The 6,425-nt window shown below is 53.3% G+C and carries 5 protein-coding genes and 1 rRNA gene; all 6 read left to right on the plus strand.

Going from position 1 to position 6,425, the window contains the following annotated elements; genetic code table 11:
- The first annotated feature begins 1 nt into the window (after nucleotide 1).
- A complete protein-coding gene (locus CJ260_RS06730; RefSeq protein WP_233127909.1) occupies nucleotides 2–913 on the plus strand; it encodes a YbbR-like domain-containing protein in 912 nt (303 codons plus the stop codon).
- A gap of 16 nt (nucleotides 914–929) precedes the next feature.
- Nucleotides 930–2,537, plus strand: a complete 1,608-nt coding sequence (locus CJ260_RS06735; RefSeq protein ID WP_198947413.1) for an NAD(P)/FAD-dependent oxidoreductase — start codon at nucleotides 930–932, stop codon at nucleotides 2,535–2,537.
- Nucleotides 2,530–3,885 (plus strand): phosphoglucosamine mutase, encoded by a 1,356-nt coding sequence (gene glmM, locus CJ260_RS06740; RefSeq protein ID WP_095629642.1) that lies wholly within the window; start codon nucleotides 2,530–2,532, stop codon nucleotides 3,883–3,885. The genes CJ260_RS06735 and glmM overlap by 8 nt, the downstream gene beginning before the upstream one ends.
- A gap of 101 nt (nucleotides 3,886–3,986) precedes the next feature.
- Nucleotides 3,987–4,148, plus strand: a complete 162-nt coding sequence (locus tag CJ260_RS13145; RefSeq protein WP_233127910.1) for a hypothetical protein — start codon at nucleotides 3,987–3,989, stop codon at nucleotides 4,146–4,148.
- Nucleotides 4,149–4,160: 12 nt separating this feature from the next.
- Nucleotides 4,161–5,990 (plus strand): glutamine--fructose-6-phosphate transaminase (isomerizing), encoded by a 1,830-nt coding sequence (glmS, locus tag CJ260_RS06745; RefSeq protein ID WP_095629643.1) that lies wholly within the window; start codon nucleotides 4,161–4,163, stop codon nucleotides 5,988–5,990.
- 339 nt (nucleotides 5,991–6,329) lie between these two features.
- A 16S ribosomal RNA gene (locus CJ260_RS06750) occupies nucleotides 6,330–6,425 on the plus strand; the annotation flags it as partial.

A 6,425-nucleotide genomic window follows, 5' to 3' on the forward strand; every position in this document is an offset into this window, starting at 1 on the left:
TATGATGAATAAGCTTGACAAAAAATGGCAATTAAAGATTATTTGTCTGTTAATGGCGATCGTGCTGTGGTTCTTTATCATCAACGAACAGAATCCCATGAGCGAAGGCAGCTATACGGTGCCGATCGTCGTGGAAAACCTCGACTCCCAGTACATTACGTCGAACGTGCCGAAGACGGTCTACGTGCGCCTGTCCGGGCCGCGTAACACGATTATCAACGTAGGGCCGTCGGATATTAAGGCTTATATTGATTTGTCCGACGCCCAGGAAGGCGAAATGAGCGCCCCCGTCCGCATAGAAATTCCGGCGGGGACGGAGCTGAAAAAGCAGAGCATGACCTCAGCCGACATTATGGTTGACGTGTACACTGTGCGGGAATTGGCGCTGACGCCGCATTTGGTAGGGCAGACGAAGAACGATATTTTCGTCAGCAGCCTGAAGGTCGTGCCGGAAAAGGTCGTCATCAGCGGCGCTCGCCGTCTTGTCAAGCAAGTGGAACAGGCTGTCGTGGAAATTCCGATCGAAGACAGGATAGACGACTTTTCTATCATGGCGCCTATCCGGCTGGTAGCGGCGGACGGGTCCCGCGTCGAAGGGTTGGAAATGACGCCGTGGCAGAGCAATATCCGCATATCCATCGGTCATAATGCCGTGACGAAAGACATTCCCGTTTACGTGACGACGGAAGGGGACGTGTCTTCGTCCGTATCGCTGAAAGAAATCAAAATCAATCCGAATACGGTTGCCGTAAAGGGAGACGCGAATATTCTCAAGAATTTGTCCCGCATCGACTTGCCGCCTATCGATATTTCAGGCTTGAAGCAGGATAAGAAATGGAAGATTATCGTATCGCCTGTAAACGGCGTCATCTTCGAGCCCGATACGATCGAAGTTGCCGTAGACGTGGAATAGTAAAGGAGCGAATTGCGTGCTGAGGGTAATGAATATCCGCACCGGCGTGCCTATGAAGAAATCCATAGAGGCGCTGGTAGCCAAAAAGCTTCGCTGCAGCCCGGCAGATATAGAGCATATCTGCGTCGTGCGGCGTTCTGTAGACGCGCGGCGAAAGCCGAATATTTATCTGGTATTTACGGTAGACGTCGCCTTTCATGACGAAGAAAAAATATGGCGGCGCTGCCGCGACGCCAAGGATGTCCGCCGGATTGCGGAAACTGCCTATGTTCCGCCGCAGCCCGGCGATGTCGTGCTGCGCCATCGTCCTGTCGTCGTAGGCACGGGGCCGTCGGGATTAGCCGCGGCGCTGGCCTTGGCGCGCGGCGGGTATAAGCCGATCGTATTTGAACGGGGCTGCGACGTAGATACGCGGACGGCCCATGTGGAAGAATTCTGGAACGGCGGAACCTTCCGGCCCGAGTCGAACGTGCAGTTCGGCGAAGGCGGAGCCGGCACGTTTTCTGACGGCAAACTGACGACGCGGGTAAATCATCCGCTCCTGCGCCATATTCTACAGACTCTGGTTGATGCAGGGGCGCCGCCGGAAATTTTGTATGCCTATAATCCCCACGTAGGGACGGATATTTTGCGGAACGTTGTAAAAAATATGCGTCATATGATAGAATTGGCAGGTGGAACGGTTTGTTTTCAGAGCCGCGTGACTTCCATACGGCGGGATGAACGGGGAAGGATATGCGCCGTCACCGTCAACGGCGAGGAGGAATATGAGACGGACGTCGTCGTCTTAGGCATTGGGCACAGCGCCCGGGATACGTATTACATGCTTTACGACGAAGGCGTCGTCCTGGAAAAGAAACCCTTTGCCGTCGGCGTGCGCATCGAGCATGACCAGCAGGTCATCGATCGCGGGCAATACGGCTGCGACGCAGCGGAATTGGGATTGGACCCGGCTGATTACGCCTTGGTGTACCATAGCCCGGAAGGCCGGTCGTGCTATTCTTTCTGCATGTGTCCCGGCGGAGCCGTCGTGGCGGCAGCGTCAGAAGAAGGGCGGGTCGTGACGAACGGCATGAGCCTGTATCGGCGCGACAGCGGCGTGGCCAACAGCGCCTTAGTCGTCAACGTGACGACAGACGACGTCGGCAGCGGGCCCCTGGCCGGCATCGAGTTTCAGCGGCGGTATGAGGAGTTGGCGTATAAGGCCGGAGGCAGTAATTACCACGCGCCGGCGCAGACCGTAGGAAACTTTCTCAAGGGCTCCTCTCCGGCAGAAGGGGCGGTGCATACGTACCGGCCAGGCGTGACCTGGACTGACTTGCATGGCGTGCTGCCGGACTTCGTGACCAGTACGCTGGAACAGGCTTTACCGTACTTTGGCCGCAAAATTCGCGGCTTTGACGACGACGGCGTCGTCATGACCGGCGTGGAAACGAGAACCAGTGCGCCCGTGCGCATCGTGCGCGGCGAAGACCGCATGGCCGTCGATGCGTCGGGATTGTATCCCGTGGGGGAAGGCGCAGGGTATGCCGGCGGCATTATGAGTGCTTTTCTCGATGGATTGGAAACGGCAAATGAAATCATTCGTAAATATCAACCTTTGGAGGTAGTTGTAAATGGCTAGATTGTTTGGTACTGATGGTGTGCGGGGCATTGCTAACGATTCCCTGACGCCGGAATTGGCATATCATTTAGGCAGGGCCGCCGCGTATATTTTTGGACAAAATAAGGAACACCCGACATTTCTTATCGGCCGCGACACGCGCCGTTCCGGCACCATGCTGGCCAGCATTTTAGCAGCGGGCATCGCGTCTGCCGGCGGCGAATGCTATATGGCCGGCGTGATTCCGACTCCGGCCGTCGCCTATTTGACGAGAACGCATCACATGGATGCCGGCGTTGTCATTTCGGCGTCCCACAATCCCTTTGAATACAACGGCATTAAGTTCTTCGACGGGTACGGATACAAACTTCCTGATGAAATGGAAGACCGGATTGAAGAATATATGCTTCGCGACGAACGAGCCGGTCTGCAGAGCCGGCCTGTAGGCGCCGGCATCGGCACGATTTCCTTGTGGACGGATTTGCAGCAGGAATATGCCGATTTCGTATGCAAGTCGACAAATGTAGATTTATCGGGTTTAAAGGTCGTGTACGACGGTGCCAATGGCGCGGCCTATTCTATCGGACCGGAAATCCTGAAGCGCCTGGGAGCCGAAGTCATTGCCATTCATACGGAGCCGAACGGCGTGAATATCAATGACAACTGCGGCTCCACCCATTTGGAAGATTTGAAGGAAACGGTGCTGCGCTGCGGCGCCGATATCGGCATTGCCAATGACGGCGACGCCGACCGCTGTCTGGCCGTCGATGAAAAGGGACAGGATATGGACGGCGACCAGATCATGCTGCTCTGCGCGCTGAAACTGAAAGAAGAAGGCCGCTTGAAGCAGGACACGGTCGTAGGAACGGTAATGAGCAACATCGGCTTCCACAAAGCCTTGAAAGACATGGGATGCCGTACGGAAACGACGGCTGTCGGCGACCGGTATGTCCTGGAAAAAATGCGCAAGGACGGCTATTCCTTAGGCGGTGAGCAGTCAGGCCATATTATTTTCCTTGACTATAATACGACAGGCGACGGACTGCTGACGGCGGTGCAGCTTCTCAGCATCATGAAGCAGCAGAATAAGCCGCTGTCAGAATTAGCGGCCCTCATGACCCGGTACCCCCAGATTTTGAAGAATGTGACTGTGCAGACAAAATCGGGATGGGAAGAAAACAATCTCATCATGGCGGCTATTTCGGCAGGAGAAGCGGAATTGGGCGACGAAGGGCGCATTTTGGTCCGTCCGTCCGGCACGGAGCCGCTGATTCGGGTTATGGCGGAAGGGCCCGACCTGGAACAGCTTCAGCGTATCGTCGACGATATTGCCGTCGTCGTAGAGCATGAAATGGGTCCCTCCAAGTAGGTATTGACCTAGGTGATAAAATATATTAGAATGTGGGAATGAAGTGATGAAGTTCGCTTCATTCCTGTTTTTTTTACAGGCGTTTGGAAATCCTTCGTAAAATGGATAGCGCTAGTGCCCGCCGGCAGCGGCGGGCGGACGAGGAAGAGGAGTATCGAACATGTCAGCGGATGCCTCTCGGCAGCTTCAGTCGTTACATGGCGGAAAAGCATTACGGCAACGGAATGGACAATGTCGTCGTGGGAAGCAAATACACACACTAGGAGGTTATATGTATGTGCGGTATTGTAGGGTATATTGGAGGAAGAGAAGCAGCTGATTTTTTGATGGACGGCTTGACGAAGCTGGAGTACAGAGGATATGATTCTGCCGGCATCGCCGTGTATCATGACGGCGCTATTGCCGTGCGCAAGAAGAAGGGCCGCCTTGTGAACCTGGCTGAAGAAGTGAAGGCCCATCCTGTCGTCGGAACAGTCGGCATCGGCCATACGCGCTGGGCTACGCACGGCGGACCGTCGGATCTCAACGCTCATCCGCATACGGATGAAGCCGGCAATTTCGCTATCGTCCACAACGGCATTATTGAAAATTACATGGAGCTGAAGGAAGAGCTGCTGGAAAAAGGCTATCGCTTTAAGTCGGAAACGGACTCGGAAGTCGTAGCCCACTTATGCGCTGACATGTATGACGGCGACTTTACGCGGACTGTACAGCGCGTGCTGGCCCGGCTGCGCGGCTCGTATTCCCTCGTGTTCATGAGCCGTTTTGAACCGGATAAGATCATTTGCAGCAAAAAAGACAATCCCCTTATCGTCGGCCTCGGCGAAGGCGAAAACTATATCGCCTCAGATATTCCGGCTATCTTGAGCTATACGCGCAAGACCTATATCATGAACGACGGCGAAATTGCCATCGTAAAAAAGGACAACGTATGGGTTACCGATTTGGAAGGAAATCCCATTTCTAAAAAAGTCTTTGAAGTCAACTGGGATGCGGAAGCGGCTGAAAAGGGCGGCTATGAACATTTCATGCTCAAGGAAATTTACGAACAGCCGAAGGCCATTAAGGATACGATGGGCTGCCGCATTTCCGAAGACGGTTCGCACGTGCAGTTTGAAGAATTGAACTGGACGATGGAAGACGTTACGTCTATCGGCAAGATCATGATTACAGCCTGCGGTACGGCGTATCACGCCGGGTTGCTGGCAAAATACTTTATCGAAAAATTGGCCCGGATTCCCGTCGAAGTAGATATCGCCTCGGAATACCGCTATAGAAATCCCCTGACGGACAGCAAGACGCTGTGCATCGTCATCAGCCAGTCCGGCGAAACCATCGATACGCTGGCCGCGCTGAAAGAAGCGAAGCGCTTAGGTGCTCGTTCCCTGGCGATTACGAATGTCGTCGGCTCGTCTATTTCCCGCGAAGCCGATCAGGTAGCCTATACCTGGGCCGGCCCGGAAATTGCTGTCGCGTCGACCAAGGCTTATACGACGCAGCTTGTAACATTGCTGCTGCTAGCTCTGTATATGGGACGTTTGAACGGAACGCTGACTGCCGATGAAGAGTCCCGCATTCTTCATGACTTGACGGCTGTTCCCGATTTGTGCCGTAAGATTTTTGACTGCGCTGACGAAATCAAGGCGATGTGCAGTTCTTTCGAAGGCAAAGAAGACGTTTTCTTTATCGGCCGGTCCATGGACTACGGCCTGGCTATGGAAGGCGCTTTAAAATTAAAGGAAATTTCCTATATTCACGCCGAATCGTATGCCGGCGGCGAATTGAAGCACGGCACGCTTTCCCTCATTGAAGAAGGCGTTCCCGTCATTGCTTTGGCTACGCAAAAAGACGTGGAAGAAAAAATGATCAGCAACATCAAGGAAGTCAAGGCACGCGACGCCTATGTCATCGGCGTAGTGCAGGAAGGCGATACGGAAGTACGGAAGACTGTAGATACGTTGATTACCGTTCCGGCTTCGGATAATTTTGTCGTACCTATTATGGCGATTATTCCGCTGCAGCTGTTGTCCTACTATATTGCAGTCAGCCGGGGCAACGACGTCGACAAGCCGAGAAACTTGGCGAAGAGCGTTACCGTAGAATAAGTAATAAAGGTGAAGAAGGCAGAGAATTGTTCTCTGCTTTCTTTTTTTTGTTAAAAAGGTATTGACAACAGGGCGAAAAGAGGATATACTAAACAAGCTGTTGCGGCAGGGCGCCGCGGCAGGCCGGATAGCCGGTTCGCTTGAAAAGAACTTCAAAAAAAGTGCTTGACAAGCCCGGACGAGTCTGGTAAGATGTATAAGTCGTCGCGAGACGGCATGGCCTTTGAAAACTGAACAGTGTGATACGAAACAATACGCCAGAGTGCGAGGTCTTAGCAATAAGATTTCAAAACAGGTAATACCAATAATAAGTAAGAACGAGCAATCAGCTCTTCACATATCATGGAGAGTTTGATCCTGGCTCAGGACGAACGCTGGCGGCGTGCTTAACACATGCAAGTCGAACGGGAGGACATGGGAAGCTTGCTTCCTATG

This window comes from Megasphaera sp. ASD88 (assembly GCF_002287425.1).
Lineage (GTDB): Bacteria > Bacillota > Negativicutes > Veillonellales > Megasphaeraceae > Megasphaera > Megasphaera stantonii.